The following is a 25,364-nucleotide window of genomic DNA, read 5'->3' as shown; positions in this document are numbered from 1 at the left end:
CGATAGATCAGTCGATCCCGATCAGGGCACGAAGCTCGGACGCAGCGACACGTTGGCGAAGGCGCCCGAACCGCCGAGGACGGTGATGAACCAGCTGCCGGCCTGCGGCGCGCCGATCAGGATCACTTCGTTGTTGCCGGTGCGGATCGAGCGCTGGTCGTAGTCGCTCGCGGTCGGCGCACTGCCGCGCTTGGCGTACAGGGCGATGTCGCCGCTGCCGCCGACGGTGACGATGCGCAGGTTGCGCGCACCGGCCGGCACGTCGATGCGGTACACGCGCGCTTCGTTGGCCGCGCCGGACACCAGCACGCTCTGGCCGTTGCCGATCGGCGTGGCCGGCGGACCGGCGGCCACGATGGCGACGGAGGCTTCGGCGCTGTCGTTGGTCGCGACCGGGTCCTGCGAGGTGGTGCTGCCGGCGACCGCGAGCTTGACCGTCTTGCCGGCCAGATCGGCGGTGGCCGTGGCCGAGACCGCGAAGGTCGCGCTGGCATTGAGCGCCAGCCCGGTCGCGCTGCAGGCGACGGAGGTCTTGCCGTTGGCGATCTGCGCGGTATCGCAGGTCCAGTCGGCATTCGGCGCGGTCACGTTCAGCGACGGCACTTCGGCGTCGAGCGCGATGCCCACGCCGACCGAGTCGGCGCGGCCCGGGCCGAGGTTGCTGGCAACCACCGAGTAACCGTAGCTCTGGCCGACCTGGACGCTGGCGGCGTTGGCGGTGGCAGCGACGCTGACATCGGCGACTTCGCGCGGGAACAGGTAGGTCACCACCGGGTCATGGTCGGACAGGCGCGAAGGCGAGTCGGCCAGGTTGCGGTTGACCTCCGGGAAGTCGGCGTTGATGCGCGCATGGGCCGGCACGATGCGGCTGGTGCTGACCACCATCTCTTCGTTGACCAGCACGTGGTCCAGGCTCTGCGCCATGCCGTCGAACACGAACGAATAACGCTCGCTCGGCTCGGTGATGCTGGCCAGGTTGATCAGGTCGGGATTGACCAGATCGGCGCCGTCGCCGGGCACCACGGTGGCGTTGTCCGGGCTCGGTGTGCCGGTGACCACGTTCATCGCATCGACGTAGCCGTCGTTGAATTCGAACGCGTTGAAGTCGCCGAGCACGATCAGGCGGGTGGACGGGTTGTCGGTCTGGCGCTGGTTGAGGTAGGTCGCCAGGAACTCGGCCTGACGCTGACGCTTGGCGCGGATGCGCTGGCCGTCGGCATCGTCGGTTTCCGCGCCGTTGAGCGAACGCTGATGCACCACCACCACGCTGAGCGGGAAGTCGCGGCCGTCGGCGTAATGCACGATCGCATCGAGCGCGAGCGGCGGACGATCGTTGAGCAGGCTGCTGCCGCCCGCCGGCTCGGTCCACAGGGTGTCCTTGCCGATCTGGGTGACCGACACGACCTGCACGCGCGGCTTGCCCGGCAGCACGTCGGCGGTCTTGATCAGGTAACCCACGTCGATGCCGCCGACGTCGTTGCCTTCCATCAGGTATGCGACGTAGTTCGGGTTCGGCTGGCCGGCCGCGACCGCGTCGCTATTGATGCGCGCGGCGAGGTCCTGCAGCACGGTCAGGTTTTCCACTTCCACCGTACCCAGGATGTCCGGAGTCTTGAGGTAGTCGCGGATGCCCAGCGAGGCTTTCTTCTTGCGCAGTTCGTACGCGGCCGCGGTCAGGATCGGTTCGCCGATCGCCGGGTCGTTGACGGTGTCGAAGAAGCGCTCGAGGTTGTAGCCGGCGACCGACACCGCGTTGGGGTCGACCGTTTCCACCGCCGCGTGCGGCGCCGGACCCGGGGTGACGTTGACCGTCGCGGTCGGATCGACCAGCAGGGTGTAGCGGCGGAAGCCGTAGTCCAGCGGGCCGGTCATGCCGGTGATCACCGCGCCGTTGGCCACTTCCAGCTTCGGCGCGCCGAGCGCGTCGCTGTCGACGGTCATCAGTTCGGCGTTGCCGTCCCAGCGAGGGATCGGCGGCGAGGTGCCGCCGCCCGGGATCGCCGTGCCCGGCTGGATGCCCGGCTCACGGAACGGACGCGGCACGTTGCCGATCACGCCGTGGAAGATGCCGTTGCTGGTGCCGGTCGCGTTGGGCTCGTTGGTGCTGCCCTTGGTCGGCGCGGTCACGGTGAAGCTGTCGATCGCCACGCGCATGGATTCGAAGCGTTCCAGCGCGTCCAGCGGCGAGGTCGGCAGCACCTGCGGCAGCACCACCGGCACCGGCAGGGTGTCGGTGCCGGTCTGGGTGTAGGTGGCGAAGCTGATCTCGGTCAGCGGCAGCTGGCCCAGGTCGGCGGTCGGGATGAACTCGACCACGGTGCCGCTCACGCGCACCCGGTTGCCCACCGTGGCCGCCGCGGTCGGCGCGGTGCTGGTGAACACGTAGATGCCTTCGGAGGTGGCGGGGTCCGCGTCGGCCTCGGCGTCGCTGGCCTGGACGAAGAAGCCGTTGCTCTTGCGGCCGGTGACCACGCCCTGGAAGGTCACGGTCTGGCCGGTCAGCGGCGAGGTCGCGCCATTGCCCTGGATGTCGTGGATCGGCACCAGGGTGACGTCGTCGTTGGCGATGGTCGCGGTGGCCTGGGCGAACGCCGGCGGGGCCGGCAGGCCGCCGCTGGTCACCTGGACCCGCAACTGGAAGGTCTCGTTGGGCTCCTGGACGGTGTCGCCGTTGACGGTGACCGCCACCGTGGCCGAACTCTGGCCCGCGGCGATGGTGCCGGTGACGCCCGACAGGGCGACGTAGTCGCTGCCCGCGGTGGCGGTGCCGTCGACGGTCGAGGCCGACCAGGCCACGCCGCCCGCGCCGGCCGGCTGGCTCAGGCTCAGGGTGAAAACGAACGAGACAGTGCCGGAGTTGCCTTCGTCGAGCGAGATGTCGGCGACCGACAACACCGGCTGGTTGCCGCCGGCGCAGGCGAACACCGGCGAGGCGCTGTTGCGCGGGGTCGGTTCGACGATGTCGAAGTCGGCGCTGTTGTTGTCGGTGTCGGTGCAGCCGTTGTTCTTGCGCAGCGCGCCGGTGGCGTTGGCGGTGTTCGCGGTCGGCGTGCCTTCCGAGCAGGTCGCCGCGCCGCCGAAGCCGAGGGTGTCGACGCGACCGGCCGGGCAGGCGCCGCTGAGCGCGGTGGCGTTGTTGACCAGCGCCACCTTGCCGGAGGTGCCGGACATCGAAATCGTGCCGACCACATCGGGCGTGGGCAGCACATCGGTGCCGCCGGTGCCGTCGGCCTGCTTGACCAGGTAGTAGCCGCCGGGCGCGATCGAGCCGGTCAGCGTGGTGCGCTGCCAGGCGCCGGTGCCGGCGGAGGAGTTGTACTGCACGCTCCAGCCGTTCAGATCGACGGCGCTGGTGCCGTTGTTGTGCAGCTCGATGAAATCGCTCTTGTAGCGGGCGCCGTTGTTGCCGCCGCCGCCGTAGGCCTGACTGATCACGACCTGCGCCTGCGCCGAACCGGCCGCCGCTAAGGTCAATACCGCCGCCGCCAAAAGGCGGCTCGTGCGCTTGTCCATGTGGTTCCCCATGTGAGCGTCTGCCCGACCTCCCCGGTCGCAGACGGCTGGATTGTGCATCAATACTCACTTTTTGGCGTTGCAGCACGATGACTTGGGGACGTATCCGAGGTCGATCGTGTGCACGGGTCGTTTCGTGCCCGCTATTCAGCGAGCATGAGCCGGCCTCTGCGCCGGCCCGGCGAACGTGCGTGTGCAGCCCGGCGGCAGGCGATTGCTGCGGTGCAATAGAACGTTCCGCGTCCGTCGCGCGAAAGCGCCGCCGCGCCCGAGGACGCGGCGGCGCGGCTGGCGATCAGGGCAGCGGCGCGGTCAGTTGCGTCGTGGCCTGGGCGGCGTTGTCGCCGGGTTCGCGCTCGGCGGCCTGCGAAGTCGCCGAAACCGCCAGGCTCAGCGCGCTTCCGGCCTGCGTGGCGAGGGTCGGCACGAACACCCGGAAGTGCTCGTTCTGGCCGTGGTACTCCGGCGCCAGCGCGGCGAGCGAGCAGGCCGTGCTGGTGCGGTCGGTTTCGACCCGCGGCGGTTCGCAGGTCCAGTTCGGCGGGGTTTCCAACCGCACGCCGTCGACCGCCTGCGACCAGGCCAGGCCGAGGCCGACGCCGCGGGCGATGTCAGGACCGCGGTTGTAGAGCACGACCTGGTATTCCAGTTCCTGCCCGGCGGCGATCGTTTCCGGCGCGCTCGCCCCCACGTTGAGATCGGCCCACGAACGCGGCACCAGCCGCAGATGCAGCGGATCGGTGTCGGAACCGCGCACCGGCGTGTTGTCCAGGTTGCGTGCGATGCCGGGGAAACCGGCGTTGATGCGCGCGTGCTGCACGCGCACCGAGTCGGTCGCCAGCACCATGCGTTCGTCGATCAGCGCGTGCTGCAGTTGCTGGCGCGAGCCTTCGACGATCGAGGAGTAACGTTCGCTCGCGACGCCCAACGCGGCCGGATCGATCAGGTTCGGTTCGACCAGATCCACGCCGTCGCCCGGCACCAGCGTCCACAGCGGATCGCCGGGTTGGCCGAGCATCGTGCCGTAGGGATCGGTGAACGCATCGCTGAAGGCATGCGCCTGCAGATCGCCGAGCAACAACAGCGGCAGCGCGTTCTCGTCGAGTTGATGCTGCTGCGTCCATTGCGCGATGAACTCGGCCTGGGCGTGGCGACGCAGGCGCAGACGTTCGCCGTCGCGGCTGTCGGCTTCGCTGCCGGCGATCGGCGCGAGCTTGATCAACACCACGCGTGCATCGAAACGGCCGCGGTTGCCGTACACCGACACGTCCATCGCCAGCGGCGGCTGTTCGAACAGCCGCAGCGATTCGCCCCACGGCAGAGAGATCAACGAATCGCGGCCCAACTGCTGGCTGCGTTCCACCACCACCCGCGGCGCGAGCAGGCGCTGATCGCTGCGCACCAGGAAACCGATCTGGGTCTGCAGCGGATCGGGCGTGTCGATCGACACCGGCCGATACAGCGGATCGCCGCGGCCGTCGGCGACCGCGCGCTGGTTGCTCAGATCGGCCAGGCGTTGCAGCAAGGCGGCGTTCTCGAAGCCGCTGAAGGCGACGATGTCGGGCAAGCGCAGCGAACCGGCCACGCCCGCGGCGATCTTGCCCAGGCGCAGCTCCAAGGCTTGCGGCGACACCGCCGGCTGGCCCGAGTTGGGCGGGCTGATCGCGTCGTACAGGCCGCCCAGGTCGTAATGCGCCACGTCGATCGGCGTCATCGCTTCGTCGCCGGCGTCGATGCTCGTCGGCGCCGGCGCAGGCGCGGACACGTGGATCTGCGCGCTGCCTTGCTGGATCACCGTGTAGCGGCCGCTGCGCTGATCGATCGGCCCGACGATACCGATGACGCGCGCACCGATGCCGATATCGACGGTCTGCGATCCGGCCGCGTCGCTGTCCACGCCGAGTACTTCCGGATTGCCGTCCCAATACGGCAGCCAGCCGATCGGCTGACCGTTCTGCATCGCCGGCAGATGCGTGCCCATCTCGCGCATCGGCGGCGACTGCGTGGCCGGACCGTCGGCGACGTAGAACAGGCCGTCGCTGGCGCTGGATTCGGCGCCATAGTTGAAGTCGCCGGTCGCGCCGACGACGAGCGATTCGCCCAGCATGACGCGCATGCCTTCGATCGCTTCGTAACCGGTCACGCCGCGCCAGTACTCCGGCAACAGTTGCGGGCCGATGGTCGGCGGCAGTTGCGCCGGCGCGATCGCGGCGACCGCGGGCGAGCCGGAGATCGCGGTCATCGAACCGCGCAGCGGATGATCGCCCGGCGCGTACAACTCATCGACCGTGCCGGACACGCGCACGCGCCAACCGACGAGAGTCTCGCTCGGTCGCGTCGCGGTGCGCACGAACACGGCCTGCGAGGTCTGCGGATCGGCGTCGGCTTCGGCCGGCGGCGACTGCAGGAAGAAACCCTGCGGCACCACCGCGGTGGCGATGCCTTCGACATGCACGAAACGGCCGAGCATCGGCGAGCGTTCGCCGCTGCCCTGGATGGCGTGGATCGGCGTCAGTGCGGGATCGTCGTCGACGATCAAGGCCTCGGTGTCGAGCTGGCTGCTGGCGCCGTCATCGGCGATCGCGCCGCTGAGGATGTCGACACGCAACTTCACCGTTTCGTCCGATTCGCTGCGGGTGTCGCCGCGCACCATCAGCGAGAACTTCGCCTGGCTCTGGCCTTCGGCGATCTGTCCGCTCAGGTCGAGCGGCTGGTAATCCTCGACCGCGGTGGCGTTGCCGCCGTCGATCATGGTCGCGCGCCATTTCACGCCGCCCGGACCGGCCGGACGATCCAGGCTGAGCTGGAATTCGAACGCGCTGTAGTCGCTGTGGCCTTCGGCGCGCGTCACCCGGGTCACGCTCATGCGTGGCGGCGGTGCGCCGGTGTCGTCGTCGAGGATCGTCGCCTGGGTGTTGAGGTAATCGCCGTTGGCGGTGACCGCGCCTTGCATTACCTTGACCTGGATCGACACGGTCTCGTCGGGTTCGGCGAGTCCGTCGCCTTTCACCGGCAAGGTGAAGTTCGCGCGGGTCTGGCCCGGTTCGATCCGGCCGCGCAGGTTGATCGCTTGGTAGTCCACGCCGGACGTGGCGCTGCCGCCGTTGCTGAAGGCGCTCCAGTCGACGCCGCTGGCGCCGGCCGGACGGTCCAGGCGCAGTTCGAACACGAACGGCGTGGTGCCCAGATGGCCTTCGGGCTGGCTCACCGCGTCGACCGACAGCAGCGGCGGCGGAGGCGGGCAGACGTAGCGCGTCGAACTCGCGTTGCGCGCGACGGTCGTGCCCAGCACGAAGTCGGCGGCGTTGGATTGCGTATCGGCGCAACCGTTTTGCTTGCGCAATTGCGATTGCAGCAGGTTTGCGGTCGCCGCCACCGGCGTACCGCCTTCGGCGCAATCGGTACTGCCGTAACCGACCAGATCGATCACGCCGCTGGGGCACGCGGCGGTGAGCGGCAGCGTGTTGGCGACCAGCGCCACTTTGCCGGCGCTGCTCGACATCGAGACCGAACCGGTGGCGTTGGCCGCGGGCAGGGCGCGACCGCCGCTGCCGCTGCGTTGGCGGATCAGATAGAAGCCGCCGGCCGGAATGCTGCCGGCGAGCGACGTGCGCTGCCAGGCGCCGCCGCTCTCGGCGTAATGCACGCTCCAGCCGTTGAGGCTGACCGCGGCGTCGGTGTTGTTGTGCAGTTCGATGAAGTCGGCGATGTAGCCGCCGTTGCCGGTGCCGGCGCCGGAATAGACCTGGGACACGACGACCTGGGCGGCGGCGTTGCCGGACAAGGCCAAAGCGATAGCGGCCGCGAGTGCGCGGCTTGCGAGTGCTTGCATGGATTCCCCTTGATTGCGCCTGCGGACTGGAAGACACAGCGTTGCGCTGTACTGTGCAGGCGCGGCTATTTTAGCGATCGGGTGTCGCACCGGTCGCGACGGCGTGCCCGCGGCGCACGGCCCGATCACGTAATGGCGCAGGCGTTGCGGCCCCGCGCCCGGCCCGATGCGCTACGCTTTGCGCCCCTGCCGCGAGCCCCGCCGATGTCCGTCGAGAAGAACCAGCGCGAACTGGAAAGCGGTATCCATACCGACCTGCACGGACGCATCACCTACAGCGGCTATCTGCAGCTGGACAGACTGCTGTCGGCCCAGCGCGGCCAGGCCGATCCGCCGCACCACGACGAGATGCTCTTCATCATCCAGCACCAGGTCTCGGAGCTGTGGATGAAGCTGATCATCCACGAGCTCAGCGCCGCGCTGATCCACCTGCGCCGCGATCAGGTCTGGCAGAGCCAGAAGGTGATCGCGCGCTGCAAGCAGGTGCTGCGCCAGCTGACCGAGCAGTGGTCGGTGCTGGAAACGCTGACGCCGTCGGAGTACATGGGCTTCCGCGAGACCTTGGGGCCGTCCTCGGGCTTCCAGTCGCTGCAGTACCGCACCATCGAATTCATGCTCGGCAACAAGAACGAGGCGATGCTGCGGGTGTTCGCGCACGATCCCGAGGGCCAGGTCGAACTCGAACGCGCGCTGGCCGCGCCGAGCCTGTACGACGAATTCCTGATGTACCTGTCGCGCTTCGGTCACGACATCCCGGCCAGCCACTTGCAACGCGACTGGCGCCGCCCGCACGTCAGCGACCCGGCGCTGCAGCCGGTGTTCGAGCGCATCTACGAGAACACCGACATCTATTGGCGCGAATACGCGCTGTGCGAGGACCTGGTCGACCTGGAGACCCAGTTCCAGCTGTGGCGGTTCCGCCACATGCGCACGGTGATGCGGATCATCGGCTTCAAGCGCGGCACCGGCGGGTCCAGCGGCGTGGGCTTTCTCAAGCAGGCGCTGGAGCTGACGTTCTTTCCGGAGCTGTTCGAGGTGCGCACCAGCATCGGCGTGGCCGGCGGTTACGGTGCCGGTGAGGCGGGGCAGGGTTGCCCGGTCGGCGGTGGAGCCGGCCCGGCCTGAGGTTTGCGATTTCGCTCCTTCCCCCGCTTGCGGAGGAAGGCCGGGATGGGGGCACGCCGGCCGGCGCACCCTCACCCGCCGCGCCAGGCGCGGCGACCTCTCCCGCAGGCGGGAGAGGTGCTTTCGCACTGTCGTAGTGCGTCACCGACGCCCGTGGTCTCCAGGATCGCGATCGCCGCGCCCCTCATGGCCTACCTGTAGGAGCGGCGCAAGCCGCGACCGCGAATCACCACCCACCGCGCCCGCATCGGCCGCCCGGGCCGCCCCAGCCGCTCTCCCCGCCAATGTGACAGTTGTCACCCGATCGCCGCACGTACACGACTCAAACCCCGAACTTCGCCCGCCGAGCCGTGCAAAATCCACCCCCATTCAGGCACTTGTAGGCGCAAATGTTGCGCCGCAGCACATCACGACAGGCTTCACAAAGGTTTGACGTGGCCGGCCCGCACCGGTAAATCTCCCCGACCCGTGCCGTCGGCGTGGGATTTTCATTCAGTTTCCACACGACAGGGGACACCGCATGAGCGGAGCCGCACCAGCCACCCAGGGCCCCGCGCCCATCCCGGATTTCTCGCAGCGACTCGGGCATCCCAAGCCCTTGTGGATGCTGTTCATGACCGAGTTCTGGGAGCGCTTCGCCTTCTACGGCATCCGCTGGGCGCTCGTGCTGTACATCGTGCATCAGTTCCACGGCGGCGACGCCTCCGGCGAAGCCTCGGCCAACCGCGTCTACGGCGCCTACCTGGCCCTGGTCTACGCCGCGGCGATCTTCGGCGGCTACGTCGCCGACCGCATCCTGGGCTATCAACGCTCGATCCTGCTCGGCGCGGTGATCATGGCGGCCGGCTTGTTCATGATCGCCTTGCCCAACGAGCAGATCTTCAAGCTCGGCCTGGCCACGATCATCTGCGGCAACGGCCTGTTCAAGCCGAACATCTCGACCATGGTCGGCAAGCTCTACAGCGTCGGCGACGAACGCCGCGACTCGGGCTTCACCATCTTCTACATGGGCATCAACCTCGGTGCGATGGTCGCGCCGCTGCTGACCCAGTGGCTGGCGAAGAAGATCTTCGGCAGCGAGACCCTGCCCGACTACAAGATGGTGTTCCTGTCGGCCGGCGTGGGCATGCTGATCAGCCTGGTGTGGTTCTGGTTCGGTCGCCAGCAGTTGCAGGGCATCGGCCGTCCGCCGGAAGGCAAGGCCGAAAAGGCCAAGGTGCTGTACGTGTTCATCGGCGCGCTGGTCGCGATCCCGATCGTGTACTTCCTGCTCGCCATGGGCGCGAACGCGCTGCAGGGCGTGCTGACCGCGATGTTCCTGGGCCTGTGCGGCCTGCTGCTGGTCGAGGGCTTCCGCGAAGGTTCGGTGCAGCGCGACAAGGTGATCGCGATGCTGATCATCTTCACCTTCAACATCCTGTTCTGGATGTTCTTCGAGCAGGCCGGCAGCTCGTTCACCTTCCTCGCCGACAAGATCGTCAACCGCGACATCTTCGGCACCTCGATGGCCGACTTCGTTTTCAGCATCAGCGGCGAACGGGTGTTCCCGACCGCGTGGTTCCAGTCGGTCAACTCGGTCGCGATCATCACCCTGGCGCCGCTGATCGCCTGGATCTGGGTGGCGATGGGCCGCGCCAATCCGTCCATCCCGCGCAAGTTCGGCCTGGGCCTGATCTTCAACGGCCTGGCCTTCCTGCTGCTGATGTTCGCGCTGACCAAGCTGGTCGGCGAAGCCGGCAAGATCCCGTTCTGGACCTTGTTCGCGGTGTACTGGATCCAGTCGATCGGCGAGCTGTGCCTGTCGCCGATCGGCCTGTCGATGGTGACCAAGCTGGCGCCGGTGCGCCTGGTCGGTTTCGGCATGGGCGGTTGGTTCCTGTCGACCGGTATCGGCAACAACCTGTCGGGCATCTTCGCCGGCGTGGTCAGCGGCGAGGGCGGCATGACCACGGCCTCGGCGCTGAGCGGCTACACCTTCGGTTTCTGGGCGTTGGTGGGCGCCGGTGGTTTGTTGTTCCTGGTCGCGCCGCTGGTGCAGAAGTTGATGCACGGGGTGAAGTGATCGGGGTGTGCTGATCGCTTGATCGTCTTATCGAAAACGGCAGCTCAGGCTGCCGTTTTTGTTTCTGGAGATTGGAGGCGTCGACCATGGGCGGTATCAGTATTTTTCATCTGATCGTGCTTTTGGGGTTGTTGGGTGCGGTGGTGGGGGTGGTGGGATTGGTGGTGTTTGCGATCGTTCGCGGTCGCAAGAAATAGTCGTGTCTGCGGGTGCGCCTGCGTCAGCTGCCGCGATTGCATCAACATGGCCCCGCTGCTTCACTCGTGCTCGTGCTCGTGCTCGTGCTCGTGCTTGAGCGGGAAGTCGAGCAGTTCATCCAGCGCTGCGAGGCGATTCACTCGCGAGAACAACAGCACACCCGGAGGGCGGCGCACATGGATGTGCGCCGTGCGCCACCGAGACAGGATGTCTCGTGTGGCGCATGCCTGCGTAGGCATCGCGCTTGCGGGCCTTTGATTCAAAGAAAAGCGTTTTTCTTTGGTTACCTTTCTTTTGTCGCTTTTGACAAAAGAAAGTAACTCGGCCGCTTGCGGACGAAAGCTGTTGATCCTGCCTTTGGCTTGAAGGCTTCAAAGCTTGAAGCTTGAAGCAACATCAAGAGCTTCCGCCACTAAAGCGGCGGGTAACTTTCTTTTGTCCAGAGCCACAAAAGAAAGTCACCAAAGAAAAAGGCGTTCCTGTTTCGAATCAAGAGCCCGCGAGCGCGGGGCATACGCGGGGGTAGGCCACACAGGACATCCATGTCCTGGGTGGCCTACGGCACGCATCCATGCGTGCCGCCCTTCGGGCCTGCTTTTGCATCGCGAGTTACAAGCCTCGCTGGGCAAGAGCAAAAGCATTGCCAAAGCTAAGCTTGAACGGCAACGGCAACGGCAACGGCAACGGCAACGGCAATGGCAATGGCAATGGCAATGGCAATGGCAACGATGTTTCGTTGCTGATGCAACCTCCCGCGTAAACGAAACCGTTCCCCCCTTTGAAAAAGGGGGGCTAGGGGGGATTTGCTTTTGTTCTTACGCCAACGACGAACTTAGCCGTCGTCGATCTGCTGAAGCCGATGCACGCGCCGTCGAAATCTTCAGCGTGAAAACTTCAACGCAAAAAGCCTCAACGCGTATCCGCCGCCATCTCCGCCTCGGCCTGCATCTCCAACTCGTCCAGCCGATCCAGCAACCGGAACAGCGCCTCGCGCTCGGCCGGTTCGATGCCGACCAGCAACCGCTGCTCGAACGCCAACGCCATCGGCGCGACCTCGTCGTAGATCTTGTAGCCGTCCGGCGACAACTGCAGCACCGAACGGCGGCGGTCGTCGTCGTGGGTCTCGCGCTCCAGGCGGCCGGCCTCGGTCAGGCGGGCGACCGCGCGGCTGACCGCGACCTTGTCCATCGCGGTGCGCTGGGCGACCTCGTTGGCCGAGAGGCCCGGGTAGCGGCCCAGCACGGCCATGACCCGCCACTCGGTCACGCTCAGCGCGTACCGCTGCGAGTACACCCGCGCGATCGCGCCGCTGACGCGGTTCGACAGCACCGACAGGCGATACGGCAGGAAGTGCTCTAGGTCGAGCTCGGCATGGCGGGCGCCGCCCACGGCCTTGCCGGGGCCGGCGGCCGGGCTCGGCGGGACGGGTGATTCAGGATCCGGATTCGGTCGATTCATGTTGCACTGTGCCTTGCTTATGGTTTCATGTGAAACTATAACGACCCTTTCCCCGAGGCCGTCCGCAGCGGACCTGGCCGCCACCCGAGAACAATGCCATGAATGCACAGCCCAACCTCGGCATGCAGGTCACCACCTTCGAAAATCCGCTCGGCATCGACGGCTTCGAGTTCGTCGAATTCGCAGCGCCCGCCGACCAGGCCGAGCAGCTCCACGCCTATTTCCGCGGCATGGGCTTCACCGCCGTGCTGCGCCACAAGTCGCGGCCGATCACCGTGTACCGCCAGGGCGGGGTGAACTTCCTGATCAACGAGTCGCCCGACAGCTTCGCCTCGGCCTTCGCCCAGGCCCACGGCCCGTGCGCCTGCGGCTTCGCGATCCGCTTCAAGAAGCCGGCCGGCGAAGTGTTCGACGCCGTGCTCGCCAACGGCGGCGAAGCGATCGGCGAGGGCGCCGACACCCGCGCGATCGACGCGCCGGTGGTCAAGGGCATCGGCGACTGCATGCTGTACCTGGTCGACCAGTACGGCGACAAGGGCAGCGCCTACGGCGACTACGAGCCGATCCCGGGCGCCGACCAGAACCCGACCGGATTCGGCCTGACCTTCATCGACCACCTGACCCACAACCTGTACTTCGGCAACATGCAGAAGTGGTCGGACTACTACGAGCGTCTGTTCAACTTCCGCGAGATCCGCTACTTCGACATCAAGGGCGTCAAGACCGGCCTGGTGTCCAAGGCGATGACCGCGCCCGACGGCGTGGTGCGCATCCCGCTCAACGAGTCCAACGATCCGAAGTCGCAGATCAACGAATACCTCGACGCCTACAAGGGCGAGGGCATCCAGCACATCGCCTGCTTCACCGACAACATCTACGAGACCGTCGAGGCGATGCGCGCGCAGAACATCGACTTCCTGGATACGCCCGACACCTATTTCGACGTGATCGACCTGCGCGTGCCGAACCACGGCGAGGATGTGCCGCGTCTGGCCAAGAACAAGATCCTGATCGACGCCGACCCGGAAACCCATCAGCGCAAGCTGTTGCAGATCTTCACCAAGAACGCGATCGGCCCGATCTTCTTCGAGATCATCCAGCGCAAGGGCAACGAAGGCTTCGGCGAAGGCAATTTCCAGGCGCTGTTCGAAAGCATCGAGCGCGATCAGATCCAGCGCGGCGTGCTGTAATAGGCGCCCTGCAACAGGCCCTGGCCGCGAAGGAATCGCCATGCTGAAGGAGCTCGTCGATCTGCTCACCTGCCGGCAGCTCGAGCCGGAGGAGCTGGAATCGACAGTCGCCGCCATCCAAGGCGCGGCGGACGATCCGCAGCTGCACTGGGTGGAGGATCGCGCGCCCGAACGGCTCATGCAGAGTGCGATCATTTCCCATCTCAGCGATTTCATCGCCGGCGGCGGCAAGATCGACAAAGTGCATGAGCAGATCAGCGATTTCTTCGCCGATCCGCTGCCGGTCTACCCCTTGCACGTAGACGGCCGCCCCTTTCAGCCGGACGAATATTTCGTCTGGCTGGATCGGCAGTTCGTGCAGCTGATCGGCGAGAAGGGTGGCTACGAGTTGCTGCTGCTCGGCCAGAATCACAGCGAAGACCTGCACGCCATGACCGTGCTGCGCCCGGATACGGCGCGGATACTGCAACTCGCGGCCGAGTCGGGGCTGATCGTCGAGCGGGCGACCGAGCGCAAGCGGATTGGCGTGCCGGAAGTTCCGATGGGTGAAGCGCGGCATGGACCCGGCGCGGTTCGAAATCATGAGGGTGGGGACATGCTGAAGGAACTGGTTGATCTGCTGACCTGCCGCGAGCTCGATGCGGAGGAACTGGCGTCGTTGGCCGAGGCGATCGAAGGCGCGGCGGACGATCCGGAATTCGAATGGATGGACGATCCCGAGCCCGACGAGCTCAGGCAGACCGCGCTGGTGTTCAAGCTGATGGAGCACTTCGCGGTCGGCGACAAGATCGACGAGGTACATGAGCTCATCAGCGAATGGTTCAGCGATCCGCTGCCGGATTTTCCGGACAAGCCCGACGGTTCCAAGTTGCTGGTGAGCGAGTATTTCGCCTGGCTCGATCCGTTGCTGGCCGAACGCCAGGACAACGGCGGTTACGAGGCCTTGGTGATCGACGACCGCGTCAGCGACAACTTGAACGTCATCCTGGCGTGGCGCGCCGATACGCCGTGGATCCTGGAGCTGGCGACGCAGCTGGCGCTGGTGATCGACCGGTCGCATCCGTATGTGCTCAGTCGCGCCCTGATGGGCGTGTGAGCGGCGCCGGCTCCCGAGGGCGCGGGCCGGTTCGTATCGATTCATCGCGCCACCGAATGCAAAGCGTCACTTGAACCTGCGTCACGCACCGATCGCGCGCCACCCACGGCGCGCCGTCCAACAGCCCAGCGAGCCCGTATGAGCACCGCAGCCAACGACATCGACAACGTCATCCCGATGCCCAGCACCGACAGCGTCAGCCAGCGTCCGCGCGGCTACATGAGCGGTTTCGGCAACGAATTCGCCACCGAGGCGGTCGCCGGCACCTTGCCGGAAGGACAGAATTCGCCGCAGCGCGCGCCGCACGGCCTGTACGCCGAGCAGCTCAGCGGCACCGCGTTCACCGCGCCGCGCAAGGAAAACCGCCGCAGCTGGCTGTACCGGATCCGTCCGGCGGCGATGCACGGCACCTTCGCGCAATACCACCAGCCGCGCCTGCACAACGATTTCGGCGACGGTCCGGTTTCGCCCGATCAGCTGCGCTGGGACCCGCTGCCGTTGCCGGAAACCGCGGTCGATTTCGTCGATGGCCTTTACACGATGGCCGGCAACGGTTCGGCCGCCGGCCAGCACGGCTGCGGCATCCATCTGTATGCGGCCAATCGCTCGATGCAGGGGCGTTACTTCTACGACGCCGACGGCGAGTTGCTGATCGTGCCGCAGCAGGGCCGGCTGTTGCTGGCGACCGAACTGGGCGCGATCGAGGTCGAGCCGCAGGAAATGGCGGTGATCCCGCGCGGCATCCGCTTCCGCGTCGAGCTGCTCGACGGCGCCTCGCGCGGCTACGTGTGCGAGAACTTCGGTGCGCTGCTGCGCTTGCCTGACCTCGGCCCGATCGGCTCCAACGGCCTGGCCAATCCGCGCGACTTCCTGACCCCGCATGCCTCCTACGAGGACATCGAGGGCGAGTTCGAACTGATCGCCAAGTTCCAGGGCCATCTGTGGCGCGCCGAGATCGGCCACTCGCCGCTGGACGTGGTCGGCTGGCATGGCAACTACGCGCCGTACAAGTTCGACATGCGCCGCTTCAACACCATCGGTTCGATCAGTTTCGATCATCCCGATCCGTCGATCTTCACCGTGCTGACCTCGCCGAGCGATACGCCCGGCACGGCCAATATCGACTTCGTGATCTTCCCGCCGCGCTGGCTGGTCGCGCAGCACACGTTCCGGCCGCCGTGGTTCCACCGCAACGTCGCCAGCGAGTTCATGGGGCTGGTGCATGGCGCCTACGACGCCAAGGCCGACGGGTTCGCGCCGGGCGGTGCGTCGCTGCACAACTGCATGACCGGGCACGGTCCGGATGCGCAGACTTTCGAGAAGGCCTCGCACGCCGATCTGAGCCAGGCGCATGTGATCGTCGATACGCTGGCCTTCATGTTCGAGACGCGCGCGGTGATCCGTCCGACCGCGCAGGCCTTCGATGCGCCGCACCGGCAGCGCGACTATCAGGCGTGCTGGGCGGGGTTGCGCAAGCACTTCGATCCGAATTCTCGGGAGTGAGCGAGGCGGTTCGAGGCGATCGCTTCGAATCGGCATGGATTGGAAAACGCGCGGCTTCGGTCGCGCGTTTTCGTTCGAGCGCCGATATCGCCGCGAGGTTTTTTGTGGGAGGGGCTTTCAGCCCCGATGCTCTTGGCTCGGATCGAATCGAATCTATGCTTCCATCTGATCGAAAGGCATCGGGACTGAAAGCCCCTCCCACAAAAGACCTCGCGGATTCGACCAGGGGCGGGTGCAGTTACTGGCATTCAAATGCCGCGCTGCGCGGGCGCAACCGAAAGTCCATTGCTTCTCGCTGCGTTCACGCAAAACCGCTAGGCTGATTCGGCCATTCGAATCGCGCCTCGTGCGCCGGAGTTCCGCCGATGAAACTTGCGCCGATGACGATCGCGCCACGCCGCGCCGCGCTGTTCGCCGCTGTGTTGTTGAGCCTGGGCCTGGCCGCCTGCCAGCGTGAGGCCGCGCCGGCCGACGCGCCGGCGCCGGCCGCGAACGCCGCGCCGGAGGCCAACCCGGCGCCGATCACCGACCAGCCGGCCGAAAGCGTTCCGCCTGCGACCGCGCCGGTATCCAACCCGCCGCTGGCCGCCAGCGACACCCAGGCGCGCTTCGACGGCTACGGCGACATGCGTTTCGGCATGAGCGCCGAGCAGGCCAAGCAGGCCTGGGGCGGCGAACTCAAGGGCAAGCCGCCGGCCGACGGCGGCTGCTATTACCTGCAGCCGATCTGGGTGACCAACCCGCGCGATTTCGCCTTCATGGTCGAGGACGGCAAGTTCGTCCGCGTCGATGTCGGCAACGACAAGGAGACCGCGCCGGGCGGCGGCAAGCGCGGCATGAGCGCCGATGAAATCGGCAAGCTCTACGCCGGCCGGGTCGAGCAGCAGAACCACAAGTACGTGCAGGGCGGCCATTACCTGCGCGTGAGCGATGCCGGCGGCGGCGTGGGTACGCTGGTGTTCGAGACCGATGCCACCGGAAAAGTGACGTCGTGGCATATCGGCGTGCCGCCGCAGGTGGACTACGTCGAAGGTTGCGGTTGAGCCGCCGCGGGCCGGCGAATCGCCGGTAGTCCGTTGCCGGCGACGAGCAACCGCTGATTCATGACCGGCCGGCGACAGCCGGCCCGGCCACAACGCTAGAATCGGGACCGACGCACCCGCTCGCCGGACCGCGCCGTCCACCGCACGCGGTTCACTGCCACGTCGTTCACTGCAAGGGGAAGATCGCCATGTTCGAAGCCGTCGGCTTGTTCGTATTGGGCCTGTTCCTGCTGGCCCTGGGCGGCGATTCGATCGTCAAGGGTGCCTCTGGCCTGGCCCAGCGCTTCGGCGCCTCGCCGTTCGCCGCCGGGCTGGTGCTGGTCGCCTTCGCCACCTCGCTGCCGGAGCTGGCGGTCAACCTGCAGGCGGTGGTGCGCGGCCAGCAGGCGCTGGCGCTCGGCAACGCGGTCGGCAGCAACATCGTCAATTTCGGCCTGACCCTGGGCCTGGCGGCGCTGGCCGCGCCGCTGGTGGTGCGCTGGCGCGCGCTGGCGCCGCTGCTGGTGCTGCTGCTGGTGGGCACGCTGGTGGTGATCGGATTGGGCCTGGACGGCGCGCTCAGCCGCTGGGAAGGCGTGGCGATGCTGGTGGCGTTCGTGGTCGTGGTCGCCTATGCCACCTCGCGCACCCGCCACGAGGCGCCCGAGCTGCAGGAGGCCATCGCCGCGTTCGCCCAGACCCAGACCAATCTGGGCCTGAATCTGGTGCGGGTGCTGATCGCCGTGCTGCTGCTGCACCTGGGCGCGTATCTGATCGTCGGCGGCAACGGCCTGTGGAGTTTCGGCAGCGCCGCGCCCGCGCTGGCCGGCGGGTTCGGTTCGCCGAACGCGGCCATCATCGGCGCCGGCCTGGGCCTGTCGCCGCTGCTGACCGGCCTGCTGCCGGTCGCGATCGGCACCGCGCTGCCCGAAGTCGCCGCCGCGGTCGCCGCGGCGCGGCGCGGGCAGGGCGACATCGTGGTCGGCCATGTGATCGGTTCGAGCCTGTTCAATCTGCTGATCGTGCTCGGCGGCATGGCCGCGCTGCACACCGTGCCGCTGCCGGCATCGTTCGTGCGCTTCGAACTGCCGGCCGCGGCGGTGTTCGCCTTGATGCTGTACCCGATGCTCAAGGGCGACCTGCGCGTCAGCAAGCGCGAAGGCGCGATCCTGCTGGTGGCGTTGCTGGCCTGGGTGGGGTTCGAGCTGCTGATGCTGCATCAGTAACGCTGGCTCCTGCTCCCTCTCCCGCTTGCGGGAGAGGGCCGGAGTGAGGGCGCGCATCGCGCCGATGACCTCGCCGACGCTCGTGCCCTCATCCGCCCTTCGGGCACCTTCTCCCGCAAGCGGGAGAAGGATTCGCAAAGCTTACGCAGTGCGCATTGATCGCTGCTCCCTCTCCCGGTTGCGGGAGAGGGCTGGGGTGAGGGCGCGTGTCGCGCCGATGATCTCGCCGACGCTCGTGCCCTCATCCGCCCTTCGGGCACCTTCTCCCGCAAGCGGGAGAAGGGAATGCAGGCATCCGCAAATCCCGTGCAATTGGCCTGAATCGTCGCTCCCTCTCCCGTTTGACGGGAGAGGGTTGGGGTGAGGGCGCGCGTCGCGCCGATTAGCTCGCCGAAGCTCGTACCCTCATCCGCCCTGCGGGCACCTTCTCCCGCAAGCGGGAGAAGGACAGCAGGCATCCACAAAACCCATGCAATTGCCCCGCCTATAATGGGCAATGAGCAAAATCATCCCCACGCCGCGGCTGACGCGGCGCGCATTGCGCGCACTGAGCGAATTCTTCCGCCTGGAAGCGGCCGGCGGCATCGTCCTGATCGCCGCGGCGGTGCTGGCGCTGATCGCGGCCAATTCGCCGCTGCAATCGGCCTACGAAGCGTTCCGCGAGATCCCGGTGCAGGTGCGCATCGGCGCGCTCGACATCAGCAAACCGCTGCTGTTGTGGATCAACGACGGGCTGATGGCGATCTTCTTCCTGGTGGTCGCGCTGGAGATCAAGCGCGAGGCGCTCAGCGGCCAGCTGGCCGAGCGCTCGCAGCTGGTGCTGCCGATGGTGTGCGCCGCCGCCGGCGTGATCGTGCCGGCGTTGCTGTTCGCCGCGCTCAATCACAACGACGCCGCCTCGATGCGCGGCTGGGCGGTGCCGACCGCGACCGACATCGCCTTCGCCCTGGGCGTGCTGGCGCTGCTGGGGTCGCGCGTGCCGGTGGCGATGAAGCTGCTGCTGTCGACGATCGCGGTGGTCGACGACCTGATGGCGATCCTGATCATCGCGTTCTTCTATTCGCACGGCCTGTCGGTGACCGCGTTGATGTGGGCCGCGCTCGCATTGGCGGCGATGTGGGTGCTCAACCGGCGCGGGGTCAAATCGCTGGGGCCGTACCTCGCGCTGGGCGTGGTGCTGTGGGTGTGCGTGCTCAAGTCCGGCGTCCACGCGACCCTGGCCGGCGTCGCCACCGGCCTGATGATTCCGCACGTCGACAAGCGCAATAACATCGACGACGAAACCGAACATTCGCCGCTGGAAACCCTGGAGCACGCGCTGCATCCGTGGGTGGCCTACGCGATCCTGCCGTTGTTCGCCTTCGTCAACGCGGGCCTGTCGCTGAGCGGGGTCAAGCTCGAAGACGCGACCGCGGCCTTGCCGATGGGCATCGTGCTGGGCCTGGTGGTCGGCAAGCCGGTCGGCATCGTCGGCGCGGCGATGCTGATGCGCGCGCTGGGCTGGGCGCGTTTCCCCAACGGCATGGACCTGCGCGCGATGGTCGGCCTGGGCCTGATGTGCGGCATCGGTTTTACGATGAGCCTGTTTATCGCGTCGCTGGCGTATCACGACGCGCGGCTTTACGAGGAAGCGGTTCTGGGTATTCTGGGCGCCTCGCTATTGTCGGCCGTTATCGGCTTCGGTTGGCTGCGCGCGGTATTGCCGGTGCGCAGCGCCCAGGATTGAACAACCCATGAAACACGCTTTGGTTTTCGGCGGCAGCGGCCAGATCGGCGTGCCGCTGCTGCAGCGCCTGTACCACGCCGGTTGGCGGGTTTCGGCGGTTTCGCGCAAGCAGCGCCACGACCACCCGGGCCTGGAGTGGTTGCAAGGCGATCTGGACGACATGCCGGCGCTGCCCGCGCGGGTCGACGCGATCTTCAGCTGCGGCCCGTTGCTGAAGTTCGCGCGCTGGTACGAGCAATCCGGGATCGAGGCCACGCGCGTGGTCGCGTTCGGTTCGACCAGCGCGCAGACTAAGCGCGGTTCGGCCGACGCCGAGGAACGCCGGGTCGCCGCCGAACTGCGCGAAGGCGAGCAAGCCTTGTTCGCCGCCGCGCAGCCGCGCAGCGATGCCGCCACGATCCTGCGCCCGACCCTGATCTACGGCGCGGGCCGCGATGCGACCCTGACCCGGATCGCGCAACTGGCCAAGCGGCTGAAGTATTTTCCGCTGCCGCGCGGCGCCGATGGCCTGCGCCAGCCGGTGCATGTCGAGGACCTCGCCGATGCCGCGTTCGCCGCGCTGGGCGCGCCGGCGAGTTTCGGCAACACCTATGCGGTGCCCGGTGGCGAAACCCTGAGTTATCGCGACATGGTCGAACGCACCCTGGCCTGCCTGCGTCCGCCGGTGCGATTGATCGAACTGCCGTCGCCGCTGTTCAACCTGGCCTTGCTCGCCGCGCAGGCGGCCGGCCGCGCGACCGGCCTGGGCGAAGCCGCGGTGCGGCGCATGCGCAACGACATGACCTTCGACGCCGGCCCGGCGCAACGCGATTTCGGCTACGCGCCGCGCAGCTTCCAGCCGAGCGCCGAAATGTTCGAAACCCCCCGCGATTGATCGACCGCCCCCTGTAGGAGCGGCGCGAGCCGCGACCGCGATACCTCACACACGACGAAACTGCGATATCGCGGTGAAAAGGCGTCGCTCTAAAGCTCAGCCGCCAACGCCCGCTGCGCCCGTGCCTTCGCCAGATTCCGCAACGCGATCAGCAGCACCCCGCCGAGCACCATCGCCCCGCCGATCCACAGGCTCGGCCCCGGCCGGTCGCCCCAGAACACGATGCCCAGCGCGATCGCGATCACCGGCACCAACAACAGCCACGGCGTGACCTGCGCGACCGGATGGCGCTGCACCAGCAGGTAGTACAGACCGTGACCGAGCAGCGAGGACACGAACGCCGCATAAGCCACGCCCATCCAGCCGACCCAGCTCACCGCGCCTAGAGTCGACAGGCCACCCGGCTCGACGACCAAGCTGATCGCCAGCAGCGGCGGCACCGCGATCAGCGCGGTCCAGCCTTGCTGGCTGTAGACGTCCAGCCCGCGCAGCCCCTTCATCAGCACCGTGCCCAGGGCCAGGAACGCGGCCGAGATCAGCATCAGCACCACCGCCATCGGCTTGTCCAACACCAGCGGATCGAAGCCGAGCACCAGCACGCCGCCGAAACTGATCGCGATCGCCACCCCGGTGCGCCAGGCGAAACGCTCGCCGAGCAGCCACCACGCCAGCAGCGCGGTCATCGGCACATAGCTTTGCAGCACGATCGCCGGCGAGGACAGATCGCCGGCCGCCTTGAGCGCGCTGAAGCTCAGGCCGAAATGCAGCACGCCGATGCACAGGCACACCGCGATCAGGCGCGGCCACTGGCCCGGCGCGGGCCGCTTGACCACGAACACCAGCGGCACGGCGAGCAGAGCGAAGCGCAGCGCGGTGAACAGGAACGGCGGAATCTCGCGCAGCGACAGCGCCGAGGTCAGGAAGTTGATCGCCCAGGCCACGACCACGAGCAACAACAAGGCGATATCGCGAGCGGGCATGTCGGTCCGGCTTGGGCTATCGTGGCCGCCGAATCAGCGGCCGCGAATGGCGGTGGGGGACCCATTGTGAAGCACGCCGTGCAATCTGCGGGTATCTGGGAGTGGGGCCTGCTGTTGCTGGTCGTGGTGTTGCTGTGGCTGGCGCCGGGCGCGTGGCTGCTGCGCGCGCTGGTGGCGCGCGAGTTCGGCGCGCGGCCGGCGTTCGGCGCGGCGCTGTGGTCGGTGATCTACGCGCTGGTGCTGTGGGCGATGCTGACCATCGTCGCGTTGATCGCGATGCAGAGCGCCGGCGCCGGCAGCGGCTGGCCGTTCACCGTGGTCGCCGTCGTCCTGTCCTGCCTGGCCCTGGGGACGGGCGTGCGCATGTTCTTGCCCGGACCCGACGGCAGCAAGCTGCGCTGGCCGCGTGCGTTGTGGGTGGCGTGGCCGGCGGCGTTGCTGCTGTGGGCCTGGGGATGGTTCGCCATCGCCGGCCTGATTCGCGCGATCCTGCATTGAGCCTGCCGACAATGGCGCCGCTCGGCGCCGGTTGAGCTAGGACATCGACGCCTCGGAGACGGGCCATGTCGCAGATCGGATTCGCAATGGGCGCGTTGTTCAGCGCGGCGTGGCTGGCGGTGAAGGTCATGGCCTTGCTGCTCGGGGTGCTGGGCTTGTGGCTGGTGCCCGTGGCCGGTGTGCTCAACCTGATGTCTCGCCGGACGCTGGGCTCGCGTGGCGGTTACGCGCCGGCGATGACCGCGGTGCAGATCGCCGCGGTGATCTTGATCGCGATCAGCCCGTTGACGATGTGGATGCTCAGCGCGCTGCCGCGCAGCGCCGTGCTGCCGGTGGGCTTTCTGGTGCTACTGGCGGCCCTGGCGTTCGCCATCCATCAAACGATGCGCGACGAAGGCCGGCGGCCGCCGAAGTATTGGCGTGTCGCTGGCTGGTCGGTGGCCTGCGCGATGGCGTGGTGTCTGACCACCGAGTTGATCGTGGTGGCGGCGCAGACCTATGTGGTGAGCCGCGAGCCGGGGATGATTTTCTTCTGACCTGAATCCCGGCCTCTCAGTACGACCACCCCAGCTTGCGATACAGCTTCGCCAGCACCCAGGCCGGGCCGATCAGCAGATAGGTCAGGTCGGTGAGGAAGCTCGGCTTCTTGCCTTCGATCTTGTGGCCGATGAACTGCGCGATCCAGGCGATCACGAACACGCCGACCGCCGACCACAGCAACACCGTCAGCCCGAACGACAGCGCGATCCAGTGCGTGATCCAGGCGAACACGCCGAACTGCACGAACATGCCCAGGCCGAGTTTGCGCGAGGCGCGGTAGTAGAACAGCATCGCCGCGAACATCGCCATGGCCGCCCAGATGCCGGGCTTGAACCAAGTGCCCGGCGCGGGGATGCACCACAGCAGCGCGATCACGCTCCACAGGATCGCCGGCACCGCGAACACGTGGATGCGCTGGTTGGTGGCGTTGCGGTGATCGCTGGAATAACTGGCGAACCAGCGGTCGATCGGACGGGTTTCGAACGAGGTTTGCGCGACGGTGCTCATGGGCGGCTCCCGGTGGTGCGTGGCGGGCGCGAAGCCCGCGCGGCGGTGGCTGGCGTGTGCGCGATCGGCGCGCGTGAATCGGTATTCGCGCGCAAGGACGGCGCGCGCGGCGCGGCTAGTGCGCCGCGGATTTCGAGAATAGCTGGATCACGATCACCCCGGCGACGATCAGCGAAATACCGGCGATCGCGCCCGCGTCGAGGCTCTGTTTCATGAACAGCCAGCCGATGGCGGCGATCAGGACGATGCCGACCCCGGACCAGATCGCATAGGCGACCCCGACCGGCACGCTCTTGAGCACCAGCGACAGGAAGTAGAAGGCGACGCCGTAGCCGGCCGCGACGATCAGGGTCGGCCCGGCCTTGGTAAACCCCTCCGAGGCCTTGAGCGCGCTGGTCGCGACGACTTCCGCGGCGATGGCGATGGCGAGGTACAGGTAGCCGATGTTCATGCCGGGGGCGATCCGCGTGAGGCGAGGTCGGCAGGGTAGCGCGCATGGCGTCGGCGGGCGGCGAAGGCGGCGCGGGATGGCGCCTTGCGGGCAGTGTTGCGGGTTTGTGGGGTGGGGTCTGTAAAGCAGGTGACAGTTGGGGAGTGGATGCGGGAAGGTGGTGGGCGTGGGGCGGGGGAAGCAAACGCAAAGCAAAGCAAAGCAGAAGCAAATCCCCCCTGCCCCCCTTTTTCAAAGGGGGGGAACAGCAACAGCAAAGGCAACAGAGAGGCGGCAGAAAAAACAGCAGAAACAGCAAAGGCAAAAGCAACAGCAAAGGCAAAGGCAAAGGCAAAAGCAACAGAAATAGCTTCAGAAATAGCTTCAGAAACAGCAACGGCGTTGGTAACGGCGGCGGCAATTGCATCGCGGCGGGAGTTGCTGCGCGAATCAGTCCGCAGCGCCCACTCGACCTCGTGCGCAACCGCTTTTCCCCGTTTGAAAAAGGGGGGTAGGGGGGCTCTTGCTCTGAGCTTAGTCGTAGCCGCAGCCAAGTCCCCTCAAGCAACCTTCACCCCACAAACAAAAAGGGCCGCTTTCGCGGCCCCCTTCGTTCAATCAATCCACCGATATCCCCGCCAACTTCTGCAAGGCCTCGGCATACTTCGCCCGAGTGCGCTCGATCACCTCGGCCGGCAGATTCGGCCCCGGCGGGGTCTTGTCCCAGCCCAGCGTTTCCAGGTAGTCGCGCACGAACTGCTTGTCGTAGCTCGGCGGGCTGGTGCCGACCTGGTATTCGTCGGCCGGCCAGTAGCGCGAGGAGTCCGGCGTCAGCATCTCGTCCATCACGTACAGACGGCCGTCGGCGTCGGTGCCGAACTCGAACTTGGTGTCGGCCAGCAGGATGCCGCGCTCGGCCGCGAAATCGGCGGCGTAGCGGTACAAGCGCAAGGTCGCGTCGCGCACCGCTTCGGCCAGTTCGGCGCCGACCGTGCGCACCGCGGTGTCGAAGTCGATGTTCTCGTCGTGATCGCCGACCGCGGCCTTGGTCGAGGGGGTGAAGATCGGCTCGGCCAGTTTTTCGGCCTGACGCAGGCCGCTGGGCAGGGCGATGCCGCTGATGCGGCCGGTGCGCTGGTAGTCCTTCCAGCCGCTGCCGATCACGTAGCCGCGCGCGATGCATTCGATCGCCACCGGTTTCAGCCGCTTGGTCACCACCGTGCGCCGGGCGTACAGCGCGGGGTCGACACCGGGCGGCAGGACCGCGGCGACGTCGATGCCGGTCAGGTGGTTGGGAATGATGTGCGCGGTCTTGCCGAACCAGAAATTACTGATCTGGCACAGCATCTCGCCCTTGCCCGGGATCGGGTCCGGCAGGACCACGTCGAAGGCGCTGAGGCGGTCGGTGGCGACCATCAGCAGGCAGTCGCCGCCGGGCGCGGCGCCCGCGGGCAGGCGGTCGGCGGGCAGATCGTAGACATCGCGGACCTTGCCGCGGTGGCGCAAGGGCAGGCCGGGCAGTTCGGATTGCAGCAGTGTGGTCGTCAACGTGGGACCCCTGATGGCGGTACAGAAACCCTCCAT

At 67.1% G+C, this 25,364-nt stretch carries 20 protein-coding genes; 12 read left to right on the top strand and 8 right to left on the bottom strand.

Translation table 11 applies throughout. From position 1 onward, the window contains the following. Window positions 1-21 precede the first annotated feature (21 nt). Both KME82_RS20980 and KME82_RS20975 read right to left on the bottom strand, forming a co-directional pair. Window positions 22-3,513 carry a lamin tail domain-containing protein gene (locus KME82_RS20980; RefSeq protein ID WP_215495720.1) on the bottom strand — a complete coding sequence of 1,164 codons (3,492 nt, stop codon included), beginning with the start codon at window positions 3,511-3,513 and terminating at the stop codon, window positions 22-24. 295 nt (window positions 3,514-3,808) lie between these two features. After that, entirely contained in the window at window positions 3,809-7,345 is a 3,537-nt protein-coding gene (locus KME82_RS20975; protein WP_215495719.1) for a lamin tail domain-containing protein, read from the bottom strand. A 204-nt stretch (window positions 7,346-7,549) separates the two neighbouring features. Between KME82_RS20975 and KME82_RS20970 the strand changes: the two genes are divergently transcribed. The 3 genes from KME82_RS20970 to KME82_RS20960 all read left to right on the top strand — a co-directional run bounded on the left by KME82_RS20970 (window position 7,550) and on the right by KME82_RS20960 (window position 11,490). Next, the gene (locus tag KME82_RS20970) at window positions 7,550-8,470 is read left to right on the top strand and encodes a tryptophan 2,3-dioxygenase (RefSeq protein WP_215495718.1); all 921 of its coding nucleotides are present in this window, start codon (window positions 7,550-7,552) and stop codon (window positions 8,468-8,470) included. A 520-nt stretch (window positions 8,471-8,990) separates the two neighbouring features. After that, on the top strand, window positions 8,991-10,532 hold the full coding sequence (locus KME82_RS20965) for a peptide MFS transporter (RefSeq protein ID WP_215495717.1): 1,542 nt from the start codon (window positions 8,991-8,993) through the stop codon (window positions 10,530-10,532). Window positions 10,533-11,301: 769 nt separating this feature from the next. Beyond that, window positions 11,302-11,490 (top strand): hypothetical protein, encoded by a 189-nt coding sequence (locus tag KME82_RS20960; protein ID WP_215495716.1) that lies wholly within the window; start codon window positions 11,302-11,304, stop codon window positions 11,488-11,490. 149 nt (window positions 11,491-11,639) lie between these two features. Here the strand turns inward: KME82_RS20960 and KME82_RS20955 are convergent, their stop codons facing one another. Continuing rightward, the gene (locus KME82_RS20955; RefSeq protein WP_215495715.1) at window positions 11,640-12,188 is read right to left on the bottom strand and encodes a MarR family winged helix-turn-helix transcriptional regulator; all 549 of its coding nucleotides are present in this window, start codon (window positions 12,186-12,188) and stop codon (window positions 11,640-11,642) included. Window positions 12,189-12,286: 98 nt separating this feature from the next. On the opposite strand from KME82_RS20955, the gene hppD reads away from it, so the two are divergent. From hppD to KME82_RS20920, 7 genes are all read left to right on the top strand, one after another. Continuing rightward, window positions 12,287-13,378, top strand: coding sequence for a 4-hydroxyphenylpyruvate dioxygenase (gene hppD, locus KME82_RS20950; RefSeq protein ID WP_215495714.1), 1,092 nt, complete (start codon window positions 12,287-12,289; stop codon window positions 13,376-13,378). Between the two features lie 40 nt (window positions 13,379-13,418). Continuing rightward, window positions 13,419-14,474: a hypothetical protein gene (locus KME82_RS20945; RefSeq protein WP_215495713.1), complete on the top strand. Its 1,056-nt coding sequence runs from the start codon at window positions 13,419-13,421 to the stop codon at window positions 14,472-14,474. A 177-nt stretch (window positions 14,475-14,651) separates the two neighbouring features. Further along, complete coding sequence (hmgA, locus tag KME82_RS20940) at window positions 14,652-15,977, top strand: homogentisate 1,2-dioxygenase (RefSeq protein WP_252255854.1); 1,326 nt, start codon at window positions 14,652-14,654, stop codon at window positions 15,975-15,977. A gap of 380 nt (window positions 15,978-16,357) precedes the next feature. After that, window positions 16,358-17,020, top strand: a complete 663-nt coding sequence (locus KME82_RS20935) for a lectin (RefSeq protein ID WP_215499160.1) — start codon at window positions 16,358-16,360, stop codon at window positions 17,018-17,020. 188 nt (window positions 17,021-17,208) lie between these two features. Beyond that, window positions 17,209-18,225 (top strand): sodium:calcium antiporter, encoded by a 1,017-nt coding sequence (locus tag KME82_RS20930; protein ID WP_215495712.1) that lies wholly within the window; start codon window positions 17,209-17,211, stop codon window positions 18,223-18,225. A 496-nt stretch (window positions 18,226-18,721) separates the two neighbouring features. Then, window positions 18,722-19,951, top strand: coding sequence for a Na+/H+ antiporter NhaA (gene nhaA, locus KME82_RS20925; protein ID WP_215495711.1), 1,230 nt, complete (start codon window positions 18,722-18,724; stop codon window positions 19,949-19,951). Between the two features lie 7 nt (window positions 19,952-19,958). Beyond that, window positions 19,959-20,825 carry an NAD-dependent epimerase/dehydratase family protein gene (locus KME82_RS20920; RefSeq protein ID WP_215495710.1) on the top strand — a complete coding sequence of 289 codons (867 nt, stop codon included), beginning with the start codon at window positions 19,959-19,961 and terminating at the stop codon, window positions 20,823-20,825. Between the two features lie 89 nt (window positions 20,826-20,914). On the opposite strand, the gene KME82_RS20915 is transcribed toward KME82_RS20920, so the two are convergent. Beyond that, entirely contained in the window at window positions 20,915-21,805 is an 891-nt protein-coding gene (locus KME82_RS20915) for a DMT family transporter (protein ID WP_215495709.1), read from the bottom strand. A 78-nt stretch (window positions 21,806-21,883) separates the two neighbouring features. Between KME82_RS20915 and KME82_RS20910 the strand changes: the two genes are divergently transcribed. Continuing rightward, window positions 21,884-22,303: a hypothetical protein gene (locus KME82_RS20910; RefSeq protein ID WP_215495708.1), complete on the top strand. Its 420-nt coding sequence runs from the start codon at window positions 21,884-21,886 to the stop codon at window positions 22,301-22,303. Window positions 22,304-22,368: 65 nt separating this feature from the next. Then, window positions 22,369-22,839 carry a hypothetical protein gene (locus KME82_RS20905; RefSeq protein WP_215495707.1) on the top strand — a complete coding sequence of 157 codons (471 nt, stop codon included), beginning with the start codon at window positions 22,369-22,371 and terminating at the stop codon, window positions 22,837-22,839. Window positions 22,840-22,855: 16 nt separating this feature from the next. Here the strand turns inward: KME82_RS20905 and KME82_RS20900 are convergent, their stop codons facing one another. The 4 genes from KME82_RS20900 to KME82_RS20885 all read right to left on the bottom strand — a co-directional run bounded on the left by KME82_RS20900 (window position 22,856) and on the right by KME82_RS20885 (window position 25,328). Beyond that, window positions 22,856-23,350, bottom strand: a complete 495-nt coding sequence (locus tag KME82_RS20900) for a DUF962 domain-containing protein (RefSeq protein ID WP_215495706.1) — start codon at window positions 23,348-23,350, stop codon at window positions 22,856-22,858. Window positions 23,351-23,465: 115 nt separating this feature from the next. Continuing rightward, entirely contained in the window at window positions 23,466-23,801 is a 336-nt protein-coding gene (locus KME82_RS20895; protein ID WP_036115472.1) for a DMT family transporter, read from the bottom strand. Then, a complete protein-coding gene (locus KME82_RS20890) occupies window positions 23,798-24,334 on the bottom strand; it encodes a hypothetical protein (RefSeq protein ID WP_215495705.1) in 537 nt (178 codons plus the stop codon). The genes KME82_RS20895 and KME82_RS20890 overlap by 4 nt, the downstream gene beginning before the upstream one ends. 64 nt (window positions 24,335-24,398) lie before the next feature. Then, window positions 24,399-25,328: a phosphoribosylaminoimidazolesuccinocarboxamide synthase gene (locus KME82_RS20885; protein ID WP_215495704.1), complete on the bottom strand. Its 930-nt coding sequence runs from the start codon at window positions 25,326-25,328 to the stop codon at window positions 24,399-24,401. Window positions 25,329-25,364 lie beyond the last annotated feature (36 nt).

The sequence above is a fragment of the Lysobacter capsici genome (assembly GCF_018732085.1).
In the GTDB taxonomy this organism is placed as follows: domain Bacteria; phylum Pseudomonadota; class Gammaproteobacteria; order Xanthomonadales; family Xanthomonadaceae; genus Lysobacter; species Lysobacter capsici_A.
The sequence above is the reverse complement of the archived record's forward strand: the minus strand, read 5'-3'. Positions and strand labels throughout refer to the sequence as shown.